Source organism: Bradyrhizobium zhanjiangense (genome assembly GCF_004114935.1).
GTDB classification, from domain to species: domain Bacteria; phylum Pseudomonadota; class Alphaproteobacteria; order Rhizobiales; family Xanthobacteraceae; genus Bradyrhizobium; species Bradyrhizobium zhanjiangense.
The window spans coordinates 3044682-3064135 of record NZ_CP022221.1 but is presented as its reverse complement, the minus strand read 5'-3'; the positions used below and the strand labels follow the sequence as shown (position 1 = coordinate 3064135).

At 59.4% G+C, this 19454-nt stretch carries 20 protein-coding genes and 2 pseudogenes; 16 read left to right on the top strand and 6 right to left on the bottom strand.

Annotation, left to right across the window (positions count from 1 at the left end):
- Nucleotides 1-50 precede the first annotated feature (50 nt).
- The 6 genes from XH85_RS14340 to XH85_RS14315 are packed head-to-tail and all read right to left on the bottom strand — an operon-like array spanning nt 51 to nt 4800.
- A complete protein-coding gene (locus XH85_RS14340) occupies nt 51-905 on the bottom strand; it encodes a shikimate dehydrogenase (protein WP_128932305.1) in 855 nt (284 codons plus the stop codon).
- A 15-nt stretch (nt 906-920) separates the two neighbouring features.
- Complete coding sequence (gene aroE, locus XH85_RS14335; RefSeq protein ID WP_128932304.1) at nt 921-1748, bottom strand: shikimate dehydrogenase; 828 nt, start codon at nt 1746-1748, stop codon at nt 921-923.
- Nucleotides 1749-1751: 3 nt separating this feature from the next.
- Nucleotides 1752-2978 (bottom strand): CaiB/BaiF CoA transferase family protein, encoded by a 1227-nt coding sequence (locus tag XH85_RS14330; protein ID WP_128932303.1) that lies wholly within the window; start codon nt 2976-2978, stop codon nt 1752-1754.
- Nucleotides 2975-3445: a MaoC family dehydratase gene (locus XH85_RS14325; protein ID WP_128932302.1), complete on the bottom strand. Its 471-nt coding sequence runs from the start codon at nt 3443-3445 to the stop codon at nt 2975-2977. The genes XH85_RS14330 and XH85_RS14325 overlap by 4 nt, the downstream gene beginning before the upstream one ends.
- Before the next feature lie 19 nt (nt 3446-3464).
- Nucleotides 3465-3851: a VOC family protein gene (locus XH85_RS14320; RefSeq protein WP_128932301.1), complete on the bottom strand. Its 387-nt coding sequence runs from the start codon at nt 3849-3851 to the stop codon at nt 3465-3467.
- 4 nt (nt 3852-3855) lie between these two features.
- Nucleotides 3856-4800, bottom strand: coding sequence for a ketopantoate reductase family protein (locus XH85_RS14315; protein WP_128932300.1), 945 nt, complete (start codon nt 4798-4800; stop codon nt 3856-3858).
- A 102-nt stretch (nt 4801-4902) separates the two neighbouring features.
- Between XH85_RS14315 and XH85_RS14310 the strand changes: the two genes are divergently transcribed.
- The 16 genes and pseudogenes from XH85_RS14310 to XH85_RS46620 all read left to right on the top strand — a co-directional run.
- Entirely contained in the window at nt 4903-5883 is a 981-nt protein-coding gene (locus XH85_RS14310) for a LysR family transcriptional regulator (RefSeq protein WP_128932299.1), read from the top strand.
- A 425-nt stretch (nt 5884-6308) separates the two neighbouring features.
- A complete protein-coding gene (locus tag XH85_RS14305; protein ID WP_128932298.1) occupies nt 6309-8279 on the top strand; it encodes an AMP-binding protein in 1971 nt (656 codons plus the stop codon).
- Nucleotides 8276-9061 carry an ABC transporter ATP-binding protein gene (locus XH85_RS14300; RefSeq protein ID WP_091878471.1) on the top strand — a complete coding sequence of 262 codons (786 nt, stop codon included), beginning with the start codon at nt 8276-8278 and terminating at the stop codon, nt 9059-9061. The genes XH85_RS14305 and XH85_RS14300 overlap by 4 nt, the downstream gene beginning before the upstream one ends.
- Before the next feature lie 9 nt (nt 9062-9070).
- A complete protein-coding gene (locus tag XH85_RS14295) occupies nt 9071-10000 on the top strand; it encodes a branched-chain amino acid ABC transporter permease (RefSeq protein ID WP_128932297.1) in 930 nt (309 codons plus the stop codon).
- Between the two features lie 14 nt (nt 10001-10014).
- Nucleotides 10015-11142, top strand: coding sequence for a branched-chain amino acid ABC transporter permease (locus XH85_RS14290; protein WP_128932296.1), 1128 nt, complete (start codon nt 10015-10017; stop codon nt 11140-11142).
- Nucleotides 11124-12569 carry an ABC transporter substrate-binding protein gene (locus XH85_RS14285; protein ID WP_245474103.1) on the top strand — a complete coding sequence of 482 codons (1446 nt, stop codon included), beginning with the start codon at nt 11124-11126 and terminating at the stop codon, nt 12567-12569. Before XH85_RS14290 ends, XH85_RS14285 begins: the two co-directional genes overlap by 19 nt.
- A 75-nt stretch (nt 12570-12644) precedes the next feature.
- Entirely contained in the window at nt 12645-13484 is an 840-nt protein-coding gene (locus tag XH85_RS14280) for an ABC transporter ATP-binding protein (RefSeq protein ID WP_128932295.1), read from the top strand.
- A 213-nt stretch (nt 13485-13697) separates the two neighbouring features.
- The gene (locus XH85_RS47340; protein WP_276486163.1) at nt 13698-13997 is read left to right on the top strand and encodes a MarC family protein; all 300 of its coding nucleotides are present in this window, start codon (nt 13698-13700) and stop codon (nt 13995-13997) included.
- Between the two features lie 309 nt (nt 13998-14306).
- Nucleotides 14307-14732, top strand: a complete 426-nt coding sequence (locus XH85_RS14270) for an Hsp20/alpha crystallin family protein (RefSeq protein WP_128932294.1) — start codon at nt 14307-14309, stop codon at nt 14730-14732.
- A 77-nt stretch (nt 14733-14809) separates the two neighbouring features.
- Nucleotides 14810-15208, top strand: a complete 399-nt coding sequence (locus XH85_RS14265) for an Hsp20/alpha crystallin family protein (protein ID WP_128939440.1) — start codon at nt 14810-14812, stop codon at nt 15206-15208.
- Nucleotides 15209-15217: 9 nt separating this feature from the next.
- A complete protein-coding gene (locus XH85_RS14260; RefSeq protein ID WP_128932292.1) occupies nt 15218-15400 on the top strand; it encodes a hypothetical protein in 183 nt (60 codons plus the stop codon).
- Nucleotides 15401-15453: 53 nt separating this feature from the next.
- Nucleotides 15454-17081: pseudogene (gene groL / locus XH85_RS14255) on the top strand (chaperonin GroEL).
- A gap of 427 nt (nt 17082-17508) precedes the next feature.
- Nucleotides 17509-18081 (top strand): hypothetical protein, encoded by a 573-nt coding sequence (locus XH85_RS14250; protein WP_128932291.1) that lies wholly within the window; start codon nt 17509-17511, stop codon nt 18079-18081.
- Nucleotides 18082-18153: 72 nt separating this feature from the next.
- Nucleotides 18154-18570 (top strand): hypothetical protein, encoded by a 417-nt coding sequence (locus XH85_RS14245; RefSeq protein ID WP_128932290.1) that lies wholly within the window; start codon nt 18154-18156, stop codon nt 18568-18570.
- 471 nt (nt 18571-19041) lie between these two features.
- Nucleotides 19042-19242: a hypothetical protein gene (locus XH85_RS46625; protein WP_128932289.1), complete on the top strand. Its 201-nt coding sequence runs from the start codon at nt 19042-19044 to the stop codon at nt 19240-19242.
- 46 nt (nt 19243-19288) lie between these two features.
- A pseudogene (locus tag XH85_RS46620) lies at nt 19289-19390 on the top strand (SOS response-associated peptidase); the annotation flags it as partial.
- Nucleotides 19391-19454 lie beyond the last annotated feature (64 nt).

Sequence of the window (19454 nt, the reverse complement as noted above, 5' to 3'; positions counted from 1 at the left end):
TTGCGTTTCCTCTCGGGCGTTGTACGTGCCGCTCGCCCATCGGCCGGGTGTCACCCTCCCCGGGATGCAAAAGTGGCGAAGAAGACGTCTGGATCAGGTGAGATGCCCGTGAACAGGCGGAATGCCTCGGTGCCCTGGAAGATCGCCATGCCACCACCATCGACGGCGCGGCAGCCGAGGGCACGCGCCGCGCGCAGCAGTGCGGTTTCGAGCGGGAAGTAGACGATCTCGGCGACCCACAGATCGGGACGCAGCAGGGCCGTCGGCAGCGGCGTGCCCGGATACTTGTCCATGCCGATCGGCGTCGCGTTGACAATTCCGTCTGCGGCAGCGACCGCCGCCGCGACATCATGGCCGGCCCTCAAGTGCCCCTCTACAAATCGGGGGGACAAGCTATCCACCAAACTCTGCGTCTTGGCCACGTCGACGTCGATGATGGTTAGTTCCCGCACGCCCAGCTTCATGAGCGCGAAAGCGACCGCCGAGCCTGCGCCGCCCGCGCCGAATTGGACGACGCGACCGAGCGATGCACCTTGCATGTTGCGCCGAAAGTTCTCGGCGAAGCCGAACCAGTCCGTGTTGTGGCCGGTCATTCGGCCATTCCTGATGACCACGGTGTTCACGGCGCCAAGCGCCTCTGCGTCAGGCGAAAGCTCATCCAGGAGTGGAAGGATCGCCTGCTTGCAGGGATGGGTCACGTTCAACCCGTCAAAGCCCATCCGCCTTGCTGCCGTGAGCAATTCCGGCAACGCCCCCACACCGAGCTTCAACTCTGTCAGATCGATCTTCTTGTAGATATAGCGGATGCCAGCGGCGTCTGCGGCCGCTTCGTGCATAGGCGGGGTGCGGGACGCAGCGATGCCACTGCCGATCAGGCCGACGAGAAAGCTGGACTTCGGATGCATGCTCGGCATCGCCCGTCAGCGCAATGGGACGGTCAGTTCGGCGATGACCTGAGCCGTGCTCGGTCGAACGCCGCGCCACCAGGAAAAAGCTTCGGCCGCCTGCTCGACCAGCATGCCGACGCCGTCGGCCAGCTTGGCTACGCCTTCGGCGCGAGCCGCTTGCAAAAAGGGCGTCAGCCCTTTGCCGTAGGCGAGTTCGTACGCCAGCGCCGCACCGCGGAAGACATTGCCTGGAAGCGGCGGCATTTCACCCCGCAGGCTGGCCGACGTCGCGTTGACGACGACATCATAGCCCTCGGCAAGATCGGCCAGTTCAGCATAGCCGCTGACGATCAGCGGACCACAGCCGGCAAACTCTTCGGCCAATGCCACCGCTTTCGACAGCGTTCGGTTGACCAGAACCAGCTCGGACGGCTCCTGGCGCAGGAACGGCAACAGCGCGCCACGCGCTGCTCCTCCAGCGCCGAGCATCAGGACGCGCCGGCCGGCCATTTTGACGCCGAGATTGACGGTGATGTCACGCACCAGGCCGATCCCGTCGAAATTCTCGGCAATGATCCGATCGCCGTCGAATTTCAGGCAGTTTGCGGCGCCTGCTCGTTTGGCGCTCTCTGAAAGCTCATTTGCGTAGGCGAAAGCATCGAGCTTGAACGGGGCGGTGATGTTCAGCCCCTTGGCGCCCTCTATCCGGAATTGATCAACCCGCTCGCTGAAGCCATCGATTGGTCCCTCGATCGCCTCATAGACAAGGTCCTGTCCCGTCATTTTGGCGAAAGTGCCATGGATGAGGGGTGATTTGCTGAAGCCGATCGGATTGCCAATCACCGCATAACGATCGCTCATGGCTTACTCCTGCACTGCAGTTTCGTTGTAGAGAACACCGTCTCGCACCATCGCGTCGATGGTTTGGGCCGACAGTCCCAGCGACTCTGCAATGCGGCGATTGTCCTGGCCGAGCAGTGGTGCCGGAGTACGCACCGTGATGTCGCAGCTGGAGAAGCGGAAGGGCAGGTTCGGCAACGTCACCCTGCCGAGAACAGGATGCTCCTGCTCGACCAGCATGCCACGCGCGTGAATCTGCGGATCCCTCACGACCTCTTCGATGGTCTGCACAGGAGCGGACGGCACACCTGCTTGCTCGAGTGCGGCAAGACAGGCATCCCGAGACGGCTGCGACAGCGTCCAGTTGCGCACAATTTCCATCGCCTCGGCATAGTGGGCGTTCCGCGCGGCAGGCGTGGTGAAGCGTTCGTCGGATGACAACCTGCTTCCTCCGATCAGCGCCGCCAATCGTCGCCACGCATCATCGACTTGCGCAGCGATGACAAGATTGCCGTCCTTGGCCGGAAAGACCCCGTAAACGGTCGAGTCCGGCTGTCCGCTACCGGTCTGCTTCGGCAGGTCGGTACCGCCTGAGAGGAAGTAACGCTGAACCGCATAGTCGTGCATCGAGACCATGCAGTCGTACAGCGCCAGATCGATATGCTGGCCGCGGCCGGACGACGCGCGGCCGACCAGCGCTGCATTGATGGCAGCCACACCGTGAATGCCGGTATACATGTCGGCCAGTGGCATCCGCAGCAGCGGCGGCGCTTCACCGGGGGAGCCCAGTTGCGCCAGAGCGCCCGACATCGCCTCTGCGATCAGGCCGAAGCCCGGACGGTCGGCATAGGGACCGGTGTGGCCATAGGCGGAGACCGAGCAGTAGATCAGTCCGGGATTCCGCGCCGACAGCGCCTTGTAACCGAGCCCGAGGCGCTCGAGTGCGCCGGGGCGGTAGTTCTCGATGAAGACGTCGGCTGTGTCGACCAGCTTCATCATCATGTCGAGACCACGCGTGTCGCGCAGATCGATACACAATCCCTGCTTCCCCATGTTCTGCTGCAGGAAGTAGCCGGATTGTCCGTCCTTGAAATACCCATGGGCTCGGCCCGCATCGCCCTCCTTCGGACGCTCCACCTTGATGACCTCAGCGCCCATCGCGGCGAGGCAACGGCCCATGAACGGGCCGGCAAGGAAATGGCTGTAGTCGATGACGCGAATGCCTTTGAGCGGCAGATCTTGTGCCGTCATGCCTGCTCTCCTGCGGCGTTGGTCTTCGGGCGCATCGGAATCATCAGTCGATGCTCACCAGTCTGCACCACGTCGCCGCGCTGATTGATCAGCTCTGACGGCAGCACCACGATGCCCCATCCATCACGCTTCGTGGCGCGCATTGAACCGACGCGGAACTTCACGTGCACGGTGTCACCGAGCTTGATCGGTAGCTTGAAATCCCAGGTCCAGCCCAGCGACATTCCCGGCAGGAAACGGTAGTCGGCACGGGTCTTCAAACCGTCGGCCAGCGACAGACCGAACAGCCCGTGCGCGACGCGCGTGCCGAATGGTGTGGTCTTGGCGTATTCCTCGTCGACATGCACCGGCGTGAAATCACCCGTCAGTTCGGCATAGGCATTCACCATCGCTTCGGTGACCGTCACCGAGGGGGTGATGCATTCGTCACCGACCCTGGCATCGTCCCAGTAGCGCTCACCGGTCATGTCGCGTCTTCCTCTAACTCTAGGCACGGGGATTGATCGCCAGGGCGGCTTCCACGGCGCCTGCACTGGCTTGCAAGATTTCGACGTTGAGCCCGCCCGGTAGCTCGAGCCAGTTCGGCCCGGCAGGCAACGCCTTGGCGCCCCACGCGGCCGCACGGGCGAGCACACCTTCGTAATCGTCGACCATGATGCCGAGATGGGCGAGACGCCCCTCTGGTCCCACGAAGTTCGGATCTTCGATGAGTTGCACGCTTCCGAGCACCCACACCTGACGTGGGCGCGCGCCTTCGGCGGGTTGCTCGTCGCGAATGGCAAGACCAAGCACCTCACGAAAGAAGTCGACGTGACGATCAACGTCAGGCACACGGATGGCGACGTGTTCGACATAGGCACGGGGCGGCGGCATCGTCTCAGGACCTTCCAGGATAGTCGCTGCGGGCGTATTCGATGCCCTTGACTAACGCGACGAGGGTGGAATTTACGGGAGTTGGGACGTTGAGCCTGGAACCCCAACGCACGACGGAGCCGTGGATGTAGTCGACCTCGGTCAGGTTGCCGGACTGCAAACTCTGCAACATCGACGTCTTGAACTCGGGCGGTAGACCAGCGGATGCCATCGTCCAAGCGCGTCGCGGATCGGTGATCGAGATCTTCACGCCGGCCGCCTGCGCGACCGCGATGCCCTCTGAGATCGCGGCCAGCGCGCAATCTTCCAGGATCGGCAGCGAATAGAGACCGCCATACGTCAGCCCGGTAACGGCGGTAATTCCTCCTCCGGCGACATTGATGAACAACTTGTCCCACATCGTGCCCAAGATATTGTCGCTGAGCAGCGTGAGAATGCCGGCACGATTGAACGTCTCGGAAATTCGCTGAGCGCGTTCCGTCAGGCGTCCATCGAGCTCGCCGATGATGGTTTCCTTGCCGATGACCCCGGAGCGGACATGACCGGGGCCGAGCAGCACGCCGCCTACGTAGGTCTTGCCTGCCATGACCCGGTCACGACCGACTTCCTCCGAAAGGATGTCCTCATGACCAAGACCGTTTTGAAGCGACATCACGACCGTCTGCGGTCCGATGATCGGCGCTGCCGCCCGGATCGCATCCCGCGTGTGATAGGACTTGACGAGGACGATGACGAGGTCCGCCACGATGCCGACCTTTGTCGCGGAGGTGCAGGCAGAGACCTTCACAACGGTCTCGGCGTCACCTTCGAGCATCCGGAGACCACTGGCATTGATCGCGTCGACATGAGCCTGAAACGGATCGATCAACCAAACCTCGGCACCGCCGCGTGCCAGCGTGCCGCCGATGGTCGAGCCCAGGGCTCCTGCTCCGATAAAGCAGATCCTCATCCGAACGCTTCTCCCTCGCCCATTTTGGCGTTGGAAGCGTGGTAGCAGGCTGCCCGGTATTTGGATATGCTATGATCCTTATATCCATTATTGCAGAATGCAATGAAGCACCGGGACCTCTCCGAGACGAACCTGCTGGAGCCGCGCCTACTCCGGCTCTTCGATGCATTGTTCACCACGGGTAGCGTGACCAAGGCAGCCGAGAAGCTCGGTCAAAGCCAGCCGACCATTTCGATCTGGCTGGCGCGCCTGCGAAAGGAACTGGACGATCCGCTCTTTATCCGGTCGGCGGAGGGAATGCTGCCGACCCCACGCGCCGAGGCTCTCATCGGCACGGCCAGACAGGCGCTGGAGATGCTGCGTCGTCTGGCGGAGCTTCGCCCCGAGTTTGATCCGGCGACTGCAAAGCGCCGCTTCGTCATCTGCATGACGGATGCGAGCCACATCACGCTGCTTCCGGCCATCCTCGCCTACGTTCGCCGCGTTGCTCCGGGCATCCGCATCGAGGCGGCGCAGATCGGCGGCGATACCCCACGAATGCTGCAGTCTGGCGAAGCCGATCTGGCGCTCGGCTACATCTCGGACCTCGACGCTGGGCACTTCCAACAGGCACTCTTTCCGCAGGATTGGGTCTGCTTGGCGAACGCAAAGCATGCCCGGATCCGCGACCGCATCACCGCAAAGGATTTCAGGCGTGAGGCGCACGTCCTCATTCGCTCCGGCACCGGACATCAGTTGCTCGCGGCCGCGCTACAGGAGCAGCGGATAGTCCTCGACGTTGCGCTTGAGCTGCCGGGCTTTTTGGGGTTACCCGCAATCGTCGGAACGACTGACCTGATCGCCACCCTTCCAAGGCACATCGGCGAAACGTTGGCTCACTATTACGGACTGCGCGTGCTCGACTGCCCGCTGGCGATCGTCGGTTTTACGGTGAAGCAATATTGGCACGCCCGCTTCCATCACGACCCGGCAAGCCAATGGCTGCGTGACGTGTGCGGTGAGCTCTTTCAACAGCAGGAAGTGCGGGGTCTACATCGTTCCGGCCGGCCAAAGAAACGAAGGTCACGCGATTTGCCGTCGTAGTCGGCCGTTTAAACGTTCGGTTTGCGCAAAAAAGCTGCCGATGTCATGTATCCGGCCCTCGAAGCCTCGGTTGGTCAGGGCGGCAAGGCAGCCCTCCACCGCCTTTGCAGCCGACCAATGCGCTACGCAGAATAGGATTTTCCCCTGTCGGACTGGAGCGCAGCTTCAATATCGCAACGCAACATAAATCTGGACGCTCGGGTTTAGCCGTTCAATGCCGCAATCGGTTATTGGCAGGCGGCGGCCCCCCCTCAATGACCCACCGCCCGGCGACAATCTCAGCCGGGCAAACCGGGACTTGTAGGACTTTCGAACCGTTGTAATGTTGGAACGTGCGGCGTTCGCATGGCTGCTTCCCATAAAGGGCGCGGCGTCACCATAAGCAGGCGCGAACCAACGCGTCGGTTTTTGGGATCGAGAGCGACATGGCCGATGGCGGATCGTTTGATACGTTCCCCAAGTTGCTTCTGCGAAATGCGACGCAGTTCGGCACGCGTCCGGCGTTTCGACACAAGGATCTTGGCATTTGGCAGACGTGGACGTGGGCCCAGGTTGCTGCGATCGTCCGGGCTTACGCCGCGGGCTTGCATCGACTTGGACTGCAGCCAGGAGACAAGATCGCGGTAGTGGGTTCCAACCGACCGAAGCTCTACTGGACCATGATGGCAGCGCAGGCGCTGCAGGCGATTCCGGTTCCGGTTTACTCGGACGCAGTGGCTGAAGAGCTTGCCTTTGTTCTCGCGCACGCTGAGGCGAGCTTTGTTGCAGCACAGGATCAGGAGCAAGTGGACAAGGTCTTGTCCGTATGCGAGCGAGTGCCGCATCTTCAAAAGATTCTCTATGACGAGTCGCGCGGCCTTGATGGCTACGCGGACAGCCGGCTGATCGCAATCCACGATGTCATCGAGGACGGTCGCGCAGCGCTTACGGCGGATCCGGCGCTCTGTGGACAGATCGATGAATTCGTCCGGCAGGGTGATGGTTCTGACATCGCGGTCATCCTCTACACCTCGGGAACGACCGGCGCGTCGAAGGGCGTCATGCTGTCGACGCGAGGCTGCATTGACGCCGCGTCGGACACCACCAGGTTCGACGGACTGGCCGACCACGACGTGGTGTTCGCATATCTGCCGCTGGCCTGGGTGGGCGATCATTACCTCAACTATGTGCAAGGCCTTGTCGCTGGCTTCTGCATGGCATGTCCCGAGAGTAGTGAAACGATCGAGCAGGATCGGCGCGAGATCGGACCGACCTTCTATTTCGCGCCGCCGCGTGGTTTCGAGGCCATGCTGACGCGCCTGATGATCCGCATGGAGGACGCTGCGCCTGTCAAGCGTCGAATGTTCAACTACTTTCTCGACGTAGCGCGCCGGTATGGCGAGCAGGTGTTGACCGGAAAACAGGTGCCGCTGCGGGGCCGGTTGCTCTATGCGCTCGGGCGCTTGCTGGTCTACGAACCTCTCAAGAATGTTCTCGGCCTGTCCCGGGTGCGTGTCGCATACACTGCAGGCGAAGCCATCGGTCCGGACTTGTTCGCGTTCTACCGCTCGATCGGACTAAATCTGAAGCAGCTCTACGGCCAGACCGAAGCCTTCCTGTACGTGACGTGCCAGCCTGATGGCGAGATCTACCCCGATACGGTTGGTCCGGCGGCCCCGAACGTCGACATCCGCATTGCGCAATCGGGCGAAGTGCAATTTCGCTCGCCCGGCATGTTCGTCGGATATTTCAAGGATCAAGCAAAGACCGCGGAAACCATGACATTCGACGGTTACGTCAAGACCGGCGATGCGGGCTTTTTCGACGAGAAGACCGGACATCTAAAGATCATCGATCGGGCGAAGGACGTCGGCTGGCTGGCTGACGGCACGATGGTTGCGCCGAAGTACCTTGAGAACAAACTGAAGTTTTTTCCCAATATCAAGGAAGCGATCACTTTCGGCGACTCGAGAGAGTTTGTTTGCGCCATGATCAACATCGACCCGGTCGCTGTCGCGAATTGGGCGGAGCGCAACAATATCGCCTATGGCTCCTATCAGGAGCTTGCCGGGCATCCGCTGGTCTATGACATGGTAGCGAAAGACGTTGCCGCGGTGAACCACTCTCTCGTCAAGGAAAGGGTGCTGGCGGGCGCTCAAATTCGTCGCTTTCTCATTTTGCACAAGGAACTCGACGCAGATGACGGCGAATTGACCCGCACGCAGAAGGTGCGTCGCCGGTTCATTGCCGAGCGCTATGCGCCACTGGTCACCGCACTCTACGACGGCTCGCATGAGGCCGACATTTCCACTGAAGTCACCTTTGAGGATGGCCGCAAGGGCACTATCGCGGCTCGTGTCAAGATCCGCGACATGCAGGCCACTGGTTCGGCGGAATCTTTGGGGAAGGCAGCATGAGAGCGCCGGACACGAACGAGATCCTGCTTCAAGTCGAGGGCGTAGCCCTGGCCTTCGGCGGCGTCAGGGCGCTGAGGGACGTTTCGTTCAACGTGAGAAAAGGCGAAATTCGGGCCATCATCGGCCCCAACGGCGCCGGCAAGACCTCGATGCTCAACGTCATCAACGGTTTCTATCACCCTGATCGTGGCGCCATCACCTTCAAGGGGCGCACCCGGGCCAGGATGCAGCCTTTCGAGGCCGCCCGCGGCGGCGTCGCGCGCACCTTCCAGAACGTCGCCCTGTTCAAGGGAATGAGCGCGCTCGACAACATCATGGCTGGCCGCACGCTGAAGGTGCGCCGGGGCCTCTTATGGCAGATGCTGCGTTACGGCCCTGCTCTGGCAGAGGAAGTCGAGCATCGGCACCGGGTCGAGGAGATTATCGACTTCCTGGAGATCGAATCGATCCGCAAGGTGCCTGTCGGGCGCTTGCCATACGGCTTGCAGAAGCGCGTCGAGCTTGGTCGCGCTCTCGCCATGGAGCCCGACCTTCTTCTCCTCGACGAGCCCATGGCAGGGATGAATCTCGAGGAGAAGGAGGACATGTCGCGGTTCATTATCGATGTGAACAGCCATTACGGCACAACGATCGTGCTGATCGAGCACGACATGGCTGTGGTCATGGATCTATCGGATCGCGTGGCGGTGCTCGATCATGGCGTAAAGATTGCCGACGGCACCCCGGACGAGATGAGGGAGAACCAGGCCGTCATCGACGCCTATCTTGGCGTCGCACACTGAGGTGCGTTCGTGATCGCATTGGGTCAATTTCTCGAGGTCCTGATCGGCGGATTGATGTCCGGCGTGCTCTATTCGCTGGTCGCCCTCGGCTTCGTGCTGATTTTCAAGGCATCCGGCGTTTTTAATTTTGCTCAGGGTGCAATGGTATTGCTCGCGGGATTGGCGCTGGTTCGCTCGCTCGATCTCCTCGTGGCCAACGGCTTCCCGCTTTGGGTTGCGATCGTTCTCGGCATCGGCTTTGCCGCCGTGATCATGGCGACAACGGCTTGGCTGATCGAGCGGTTCGTGATCGGCCCCCTCATCAACCAGGACGCCCTCACGCTGTTCATGTCCACCATCGGCGTGACATTCGTTCTCGAGGGCGCGGCGGAAATGATCTTCGGATCGGATGTTTATCCGTTGCGGCTATTCCCGACGGACGCCTGGTTCGTGTTTGAGGGCCTCTTCCCGGGTGGAATTCTGATCAACAAGCTGGACGTCTGGAGTGCATTGATCGCAGGCATCCTGGTCGCCGGCCTCGCGATCTTCTTTCAGCGTACCAAGACCGGTCGCGCACTCAGGGCTGTGGCCGATGACCATTTGGCCGCGCACTCGGTTGGGATTCCAATCAGTTGGATCTGGTTCGTGGTCTGGCTCGTTGCCGGTCTCGTTGCGCTGGTTGCGGCGACCGTGTGGGGCACCAAGCTTGGTGTGCAATTTTCCATCACCTTTCTCGCGCTGAAGGCTCTGCCGGTCCTGATAATCGGGGGCCTCACCTCCATTCCGGGAGCCATCGCCGGCGGGCTCATTGTCGGGGCGGGTGAGAAACTTGCAGAGGTGTACCTCGGGCCATCTATCGGCGGCGGTATCGAATATTGGTTTGGCTATGTGCTGGCGTTAACAGTGTTGCTTGTGCGGCCGCAGGGCCTGTTCGGCGAGCGGATCATCGAGCGTATCTGAGACAGGAGCTAGCTTTGCTTTATCGTGAGGTCGGCCAATTCAAGACAACCTACGCAGAGGATATGGCGATCTTCCCGATCCGTCAGGACCGCATTGCGCTCGCGATCTTGCTCGGCATCGCTTTCATTGGGGTGCCGGTGCTGGCCAGCTTCCATATCTGGCCGTTTGGTAGCGAGTATCTGCTGTGGGCGATTCTACTGCCCTTCCTGATCCTCGCACTCGCTGCCATCGGCACAAACATTCTCGTCGGCTATTGCGGCCAAATCTCGCTCGGCAGCGGTGCGTTCATGGCCATTGGCGCCTATTCCGCCTACAAGCTGGCGACAGGCGTTCATGTCCCGCTCACCTCGCATGGCTTCGCGATTTCGATCCCGCCTTTGCCCGTATTGGTATCCATTCTGCTTGGCGGGTTCATGGCGGCGGGTGTCGGAATCCTGTTCGGGATTCCCAGTCTGCGGATCAAGGGCCTCTATCTTGCGGTTGCAACGCTCGCGGCGCAGTTCTTCTTCGACTGGGTATTCCTGCGGGTGCCGTGGTTCACCAACTACGCCCCGTCAGGATCGGTCAATGCGCCGGAACTGAATTTCTTCGGTGTGGTCGTTCGCACGCCGATCGAACGCTATCTGCTGTGCCTGATCTTCGTCACGGTGATCGCGGTCTTGGCGAAGAATCTCGTCCGCGGCAACCTTGGCCGACAATGGATGGCAATTCGCGATATGGATATCGCTGCCGAGCTGATCGGCATCCGGCCACTCTATGCAAAGCTCACCGCCTTCGCGGTCTCTTCATTTATCATCGGCGTGGCGGGCGCACTCTGGGCGTTCGTCTACCTTGGCTCATGGGAGCCGCTCGCGTTCTCGATCGACCGTTCGCTCGAGCTCTTGTTCATGGTGATAATTGGTGGGCTGGGATCCATCATGGGCCCGTTCGTCGGGGCGGCGTTTATCCTCATTGTGCCGATCATGCTGAACGTCCTTCCAACCCAGCTCGGCGTGCCGCTGTCGACGGAAACGATCACTCACCTGCAGTTCATTATCTTCGGGTCGTTGATCTGCTATCTTCTCATCAAAGAACCCCATGGGTTCGCCCGGCTGATATCAATCGGCAAGGAGAAGCTCAGACTTTGGCCGTTTCCCTATTGAAGTTGCGATCGCGCCTCGAGCGGATGGCGGCTGTTGACAAAGGAGGAAGGAAACAATCCCCCGAACGGAAAAAGAGGGGCTCAAAGGAGGAGAATATCAACATGGCAAGTATTGCACGCAATGTACTGATCCTGGCAGCCGCATTGTCGGGCGCGGCGTTTAGTGCACCGGCCGCAGCGCAAAACGAGCAGTTCATCCCAATTCTGTCCTACCGGACCGGACCGTACGCTGTGAACGGAGCGCCCTACGCAAACGGCGTTGTGGACTATTATAACCTGATCAATGAGCGTGACGGCGGTATCAACGGCGTCAAGATTCTGACCGAAGAATGCGAGACGAGTTACGCGACCGACAAGGGCGTTGAGTGCTACGAGCGCCTCAAGGGCAAGGGACCGACCGGCGCGGCCTTCATCAACCCGCTATCGACCGGGATCACCTTTGCCCTCACCGAGAAGACCGCGACCGACAAAATCCCGATCATCACGATGGGGTACGGCCGTGCCGATTCCAAGAACGGCGCGGTGTTCGCCTACAACTTCCCATTGCTCGGCACTTACTGGTCGGCGGCGGATATCGCCATCCAGCATGTCGCCAAGGAACTCGGTGGCTTCGACAAGCTGAAAGGCAGGAAGATTTCGCTGCTGTATCACGACAGCCCCTATGGCAAGGAGCCGATTCCGATGCTGCAGGTGCTGGCGCAGAAGTACGGCTTTGCATTCACCTCGATCCCGGTCACGCACCCCGGTGTCGAGCAGAAGTCGCAATGGCTGGCGATCCGCCAGAATCGACCGGACTATGTCCTGGTCTGGGGCTGGGGCGTCATGAACAGCACGGCAATCAAGGAAGCGGCGGCCGTTGCGTATCCGCGCGAGAAGATGATCGGTGTTTGGTGGTCGGGCGCAGAGCCCGACGTGACGCCGGCAGGCGATCAGGCCACAGGTTACAAATCGCTGATGCTTCAGCATGGTGCTGGCAGGTTTCCCGTCCATGCTGACATAGAGAAATACGTCTACGCGAAAGGCAAAGGTTCAACGGAATCTGGCAAGGTCGGCGAAGTTCTCTACAACCGTGGCATGGTCAACGCCATGCTCGGCGTGGAGGCGATCCGGAAGGCGCAGGAAAAGTTCGGCAAGAAACCGTTGACGGGCGAGCAGGTCCGTTGGGGGCTGGAGAACCTCATCCTCACCGATGCACGCATCAAGGAACTCGGATTTGAGGGGATGTTGAAGCCGGTCAGCATTTCCTGCTCCGATCACGAGGGTGCGCGCTACGGGCGCGTTCAGCAGTGGGATGGCAGGGCCTGGAAAGTCATCTCCGACTGGTACACGGCAGACGAATCGCTCATCGAACCGCTCGTCGCCGATGTGTCCGCGAAGTATGCCGCGGAGAAGAAGATCCAGCCGCGCGACTGCGCGAAAGAAACTTGAACCAGTCTGACTGATCCGGGAGGCAGGTTTGCCTGCTCCCGGATCCCCGAAGGTGCAACTGTTTGGAGGTCTGCCGTGTCAACCCCCAAGGTCGCTCCGGCGACGGAAGCGGCAGCTCCGGTTCTGTCGGTCAACAATATCGAGGTTGTCTACGATCACGTCATCCTCGTGCTAAAAGGCGTATCGCTGGAGGTCCCGCGGGGCGCCATTGTCGCGCTTCTCGGTGCCAATGGTGCCGGCAAGACCACGACCCTGAAGGCGATCTCGAATCTGCTGCATGCAGAGCGCGGCGAAGTCACCAAGGGGTCGATTCTGTTCGACGGCGTCGAGGCGAAGTCCCTGTCGCCGAGCGATCTGGTGCAGCGCGGTTGCATCCAGGTGATGGAGGGGCGACGTGCCTTCCCTCACCTCACGATAGAAGAGAATCTTCTGACTGGCGCCTTCACGCGCAGGGACGGCAAGTCGGCGATCACGCAGGACCTTGAGCGGGTCTATGCCTATTTCCCCCGCCTCAGAGAGCGACGTGATTCCACCGCCGGTTATACGTCAGGCGGTGAACAGCAGATGTGCGTGATCGGGCGCGCGCTGATGTCGTGCCCGAAGATGATCCTGCTCGACGAACCTTCGATGGGCCTTGCGCCGCAGATCGTGGAGGAGATCTTCGAGATCGTGAAGGATCTCAACGTCAAGGAAGGTGTTTCCTTTCTTCTCGCCGAGCAGAACACCAATATGGCGCTCAAATACGCGAGCCACGGCTATATCCTCGAAAATGGCCGCGTGGTGATGGACGGCGAGGCACGGGCGCTCGCAGCAAATGAGGACGTCAAGGAATTCTACCTTGGCGTTGCCGGTGATAGGCGAAAATCATTCCGCGACGTGAAGCACTACAAGCGTCGCAAGCGCTGGCTCGGATGACGCAGAGCGATCGGCTCCGCTCGTCGGGAATGTATGCAACCCAGCGTCCGCCAACAGGCCCAAAGAAAGGATTTTCGCGGCTACCGAATGCGGACTGGACCAAGTGCAGCCGCTGACCGCTTGTCGGAATGGCTATCGCGAGGGGTACCCAAGCCATTGAAAAGCTTGGTGGGCGCACCAGGGCTCGAACCTGGGACCCGCTGATTAAGAGACATGCTAATATCATTGATTTTACAAGAGATTTTTTCCAACCGGGCCAAAATCCGACCATTAGAGATCAATGGCTTACAGCGAAATATCCAACCGCCGAGCGAGCTGAGTATCATGATCACCCTATCCAACGATAATCCGGGATGGCATGCCAAAGCACTGCTTGCGGTTGCGTCGTTGCTCGCAACATTCCTCATTGGACTGACACTGTGGATGGCCGCAGCAATCGAGCGCTTCTTGGGCAGAACCGGCATCAACGTCATGACCCGCGTTATGGCGCTTATCGTCGCGCGATCGGCGTGAATTTCATCCTGACAGGCATCGGGCGAATTGCCGGGATTAGCGGGTCAATAAAAGCGCGTCCCGAACGAATGCTTCCCTATTCGGAACCTGACGAGCGACGGGCTGCAATGGCCTGCGGCTGCTCTACACCCACGCCCGCCCCAAAAACAATTTTTCAACGTAAAATCAATAACTTGTAGGGATTCGGGTGACAGCTTGCGCCCATTAGCACTCACCTCTTGACAGTGCCACCAGTCGTCCCAAATCAATTCGTCGAGGGGCGACCATGATCCCTTCTCGCCCCGCCAACAGCTACATGGGGTTGCAAACATGAGCATGGGATTTGCTGATCCGTTCGATACGCTTCTCGACCTACAACGCTCTCTTGAAGCGACCTTGGCAAGCGACTGGCTGCAAGACCTCACCACCAGCCGCGGGCCATTCCCACCGATCAACGTCTTTCAACAGGGCGATGACCTCTTAGCCATCATCGAATTGCCCGGTGTGAGCAAGAGCGACCTGCAAATTCAGGCCAAGGAAAACTCCATCCGCATCTTCGGGAGGAAGGCTGTCGATTATCCCGAAGAGTCGAGCCTGCATCGACGCGAGCGCGTCTCTGGCGAGTTTGATCGGACGCTGTCGGTCCCCGTCCAGATCGACCCGGATGGCATCAAGGCCGAATATCGGGATGGCATCTTGGCAGTATTCCTGCCGCGTGCGGAAAGCGACAAGCCACGCACTATCAAGATCACCTGAACCACAATCTGTCGCCACCCGTTCGTCCCCATGGGCGGAGGGCTGGCGCAGCGGAGCAGCTTTGAGGAGAGATGATCATGGCTTCTAAAAAGGAACTACAGGTCGCCCAGAAGCGCGAGTTGGAGAAGAAGGAGGAGACTACTATCCCGGCGCGGATATTCGTGCCGAACGCGGACATCTACGAGACCAAGGACGGGCTCAACGTCGTTCTCGAAATGCCGGGAGTCGACAAGAATAGCGTGGACGTTCGAGTGGAGGACGACGTGCTCAAGGTCGACGGAAAGCTCGACTTCTCCAAGTACAAGGGTCTACAGCCGGTGTACACCGAGTACAATATCGGCCACTTTTCGCGAAGCTTCCGGCTTTTCGGCAAGATCGACCAGAGCAAGATCGCGGCCGAGCTCAAGGACGGCGTGCTGTCGCTCATGCTGCCGCTGGCAGAGAAAGCCAAGCCGCGAGCCATTCAGGTCAACTGAAGTGGGCGGTTGGCCCGGCTGACCGGGACCAAGCTGGAAAGCTCCGCCCCATCAATATTAATGTCGACGATCGTCGTGTTGCCGGCAATAGTTCAGGAGATCAAGCTCGAGGACGTCGAATACCTGATCAAGAAGGAGACAGGTATTCTTGGCATTCTGACCAAGACTTCGGCTGAGTGTAAAGTTGCCTAGTCGCAGGCGCCTCTTGAGGTCGCGCTGGCAAGCATTTTTCGGGAGGAACGATCATGAGCGCAAAGGAGGTCCGATTCTCGACTGACGCCCGAGACAAAATGTTCCATGGCATCGACGTTCTAGCCAATGCCGTCAAAGTGACGTTGGGGCCGAAGGGTCGCAACGTTGTGCTTGAAAAGAGTTTTGGTGCACCTCGCATCACCAAGGACGGCGTAACGGTTGCGAAGGAAATCGAACTCGAGGACAAGTTCGAAAACATGGGGGCGCAGATGGTCCGCGAGGTCGCCTCGAGGACCTCCGACCAGGCAGGCGATGGCACGACTACTGCTACCGTTCTCGCACATGCAATCGTTCGGGAAGGTGCCAAGGCAGTCGCTGCGGGCATGAATCCCATGGATCTTAAGCGCGGTATTGACCTGGCGGTCGATGCTGTCGTCAATGAACTCAAGAGAAATTCGAAGAAGCTTACTTCAAATGACGAAATAGCGCAGATTGCGACGATCTCTGCTAATGGCGACAATGAAATCGGACGCTTCCTGGCCGATGCAATGAAAAAGGTTGGCAACGAGGGGGTGATCACGGTCGAGGAAGCCAAGTCACTCGAGACCGAACTTGAAGTCGTCGAAGGCATGCAGTTCGACCGCGGCTACATCTCGCCCTATTTTGTCACCAATGCGGAAAAGATGCGGGTTGAGCTAGACGATCCGTATATCTTCATCCACGAAAAGAAGCTCTCAGCGTTGCAGCCGATGCTGCCCCTGCTGGAAGCGGTCGTGCAGAGTGGAAAGCCCCTGCTTATGATCGCCGAGAAGGTGAGGCGCTTGCCACGCTTGTCGTGAACAGCCTGCGGGCTGGATTAAAGGTCGCCGCTGTCAAGGCGCCCGGGTTCGGTGAGCGGCGTAAAGCCATGTTGCAGGACATTGCGATCCTTACTGGCGGCAATTTCATTTCCGAGGAACTCGGCACGAAGCTTGAAAATGTCACGCTCGCCATGCTGGGACGCGCCAAGAAGGTCACGATCGACAAGGATAACACGACCATCGTCAGCGGGGCCGGCAAACAGTCGGAGATCGAGGCGCGCATTAAGCAGATCAGAACCGAAATCGAAGAGACCACCTCGGATTATGATCGGGAGAAGCTGCAGGAACGGCTGGCTAAGCTTGCCGGCGGAGTTGCTGTCATCCGGGTCGGGGGCGCGACCGAACTCGAGGTCAAAGAACGGAAAGACCGTGTCGATGACTCCATGCATGCGACGCGCGCAGCCGTTGAAGAAGGTATTCTCCCTGGCGGCGGGGTGGCGCTGCTGCGGGCCACGGCGGCGCTGGCGAAACTCAAGCCCGCAAACGACGATCAGCGCCACGGCCTAGAAAGCGTCAAGCGGGCGCTCACTTGGCCGGCGCGGCAGATCGCGGAGAATGCGGGAGAAGATGGATCAATCGTGATCGGAAAGGTGCTTGAGAGCAAGGACTACGCCTGGGGTTTCGATGCGCAGACAGCCGAATACTGTAATTTGTTCGCGAAAGGCATCATCGACCCGACCAAGGTCGTAAGGTCCGCGCTGCAGGACGCAGCTTCAATCGCCGGCCTGTTGATCACGACAGAGGCCATGGTCGCCGAAGCGCCCAAGAAGAATGGAGCCGGCCAAACCGTCCCCTCCGGTCCCGGCGCAATGGACTTCTGAGGGCACAACGGCGTGCGGGTAAAGGGCCGTCCCTCGGCTTTTTTTGCCGCGGGCGAGGAGTGGCCATAGCTACAGAAACGGTCATGGCAATCGTTTTGCCAACGGTCTGCTGCCGTTCGTGGTCGCCTAGGTGGGCGCCCAAGGCTCCGAAAGTCGACCATGCTAGAAAACGGAACGAAGATGGCATTTGCGATGAGATCGACGCGGGATGCAACTCGTCCAAATTGCCCCAAGTATCTTGTTCACTTCGAAGCCATCCATTTACGATCTCCTGCTTCGGAACAGGCAACGCAACGTTAGCGGGGCGCTCGTGATTTTCGGTTGGAGCGGTTCGGTAAATGTGGGGCGACCCGAGCCGGAACCTGGTACGCTCTTGGATCGCTCGCTCCTTTGGTCACGAGCTGTTTCGTGGCTAGAGGAGAAGGACATGATTAGCATTAGGTATGACACGTTCGGACCTCCCATTATTTTCAAGCACCGCGACTTCAACGACAAATTTGATGACTTGACCGTAGATGAGACCTTGCCATTTGCGTCCTATCACGCTGCCGGAAGAACGATGGACTGGCTAATACCAGCCCTTTACAGCATCGATCACGCATACGACAACCTCGGCATTAGGCCAGAAGACTTCGACAATCCCGACAGCGAGTGGGCTCCCTTTCAAATCGAACGGGGCGACCCGGAAGTCGAAAAGGCCATCGAGTCTTTGCAGCAAGTGATCGAAGAAGTACGCGCTGACAACGCTTATGCAGACAAATTCCCTCATGAACGCGATTACGTGTTGGATGGGCTGCAGGGCACGTTAGACAAATTCGCTTCGCAGTCGATAAGTGCGGGATACATCCAAGCGAGCTTCGAACGTCTAAGAATGTTGGGCCGGCGGTTCGCTGGCACGATCAGAGAAACGACGATCGCAACGGCAAAGGCTGCCCTTATGGAATTTGGAAAAAAGCATTTCGGGCAGGTGCTAGACCATATTTGGCGTTGGCTGTTTTAGTTGCGCCGACACGGGGTAGATCTTTGATGAGGGTTGTGCGGAATTGCAGACATTAAGTGTGCAGGACGGGCGATGCACTCCTCATCGGAAGACCACGCATTTTCTCTCGCTGACGAAATGCAGATCGGCGCAGCGGGAGCCGAGACGTTCTGGCGATTTCGGCAACTCATGCTCCATGGCTACAAGCCGAACTATGAGCACTCAAGAGAGGATGCGTTTTGGTTTGAGCACCCACGGAAGTCATTCGCTCATCGGTCGGTCGCGCTCTATTCGACAGGCGTAGTGCGGTCGATCTTCGCTCGCGAAGATACGGTTTTCGAGCGGTGGGACAAAGAGGGCTTTGCCGACTTCCTACGAAACGTGCTGCATCCAAATTGGTGGGAGCGGTCGCGTGAAACTAGGCAAAAGATTTACACGGTCATCTTCGCCGTGATTTTGTACAGCCTGCTGTTTCTCGGCATTCGGATTGTCACCGGCATGTTTAAGTGACGATGTAGGCATCGGCATCAGTTATCACCGCGCGGTAGCTTCGCGACAGCTCGACGGAGCTTGATTTCAATGCACCGCGCGCAGACCAGCTCACCGTCTCCGGCGGGTGGCGCAAGAACGGTCAGCTCAGCTGGCGCGAACTCCTCTTCGCAGTGATCGCGGCGGGGGATTTCGAGCATCCGCGCATTTGCTCACGCAGTTGTGGCGAAATTCGGTAGCTCTTCAACTCGACCGACCGCAAGAAACCGAGCCCTTGGCCTAACCATGTGCAACCTGCTCCGCGTGATCCGCAACGCGCAAGCCGGACCGAGATGACGCTGATGCGCTTGGGCTTGCATCAGTTCGTTCCCGACCGGAACACGGCGAGCGTTGCACATTTACAACCCGCGTGGACATCTGAGATGTTAAGCTACTCGGTCGAGACCGAACAATATTTCATTGTTTACTTCAGCACGATGAGTGGGGTGAAAGATGTTTGATGTCTATCGCAACGATAAACGCGACTTGCTCGTCCTGGGCACAGGCTCAGCGGTACCCGTGCTTGGTTCTAGGCAGAAGTGGCGCAAGAGCAGAAAGAGGGTCTGCAAAGTCAGCGACGAGATCAGGTCAGCCGTTCAGAGACAAGGCTATTACTTCCGCACGTTGCGCGTTACCGAGAAGGGATTGAGCTAGGGCGAGTGCGTTGGCGGCTCGTGTTCTGATGTGCAACCTCTAGAGCATCACCACCAAACAAGCCGCCATCCTCGCGCTCTTCCGCGTAGGTCAAGTCGGCAACCTACCGATGTCCGGCGTCTTCCCGAACTACCGGGCGCCCGTGATCATAATGCCGAAGCCGGAGCTGAGATAGCGCTGAACTGTCACACACGCTTCATTCGTCTGGAGGG